Source organism: Caballeronia sp. GAFFF2 (assembly GCF_023631485.1).
GTDB lineage: Bacteria > Pseudomonadota > Gammaproteobacteria > Burkholderiales > Burkholderiaceae > Caballeronia.
Map to the genome: position 1 here is coordinate 1 of NZ_JALQDA010000038.1, position 551 is coordinate 551.

Genomic DNA, 551 nt, shown 5'->3' on the forward strand with positions numbered 1-551 from the left:
GAACTCGTCCAGTTGCGCACGGAGCAGTTGCTTTGCGATTCCGGACAACGCATTCACCACGTGTACTTCCCGACTACGGCTATCGTCTCGCTTCTGCATACGATGGAAGACGGCGGCTCGGTGGAAGTCGCGGCAGTGGGCCGTGAAGGCATGACGGGTGTTCCGGTGCTGACGGGCGGCGACACCATGCCGACGCGCGTTCAAGTGCAGTGCGCGGGTTTTGCGTATCGCATGAGCGCGGGCGCATTGCGTGAACACTTCGGAAAGTCGGACTTCCTGCGCCGTGTGATGCTGCTGTATATGCAAGCCCTGCTGACGCAAGTCGCGCAGACGGCCGCTTGCAATCGTCACCATTCGCTTTCGAAGCAACTGTGCCGCTGGCTGCTGATTCAAACGGACCGTACCCCGTCTGCTCAGTTGCGCGTGACGCAGCAAATGATCGCGGACATGCTCGGCGTGCGTCGCGAAGGCGTGACGGAAGCCGCAGGCAAGCTGCACGACGCAGGTCTGATCCATCACAGCCGCGGCTGCATCAAGGTGCTCGACCGCGC

Annotated in this window: 1 protein-coding gene; it reads left to right on the forward strand. The window is 61.9% G+C overall.

Translation table 11 applies throughout. The annotated features are described in order from the left end of the window. A partial coding sequence (locus NCT04_RS31050; protein WP_250469696.1) for a Crp/Fnr family transcriptional regulator occupies positions 1 to 551 on the forward strand: 551 nt, incomplete at both ends.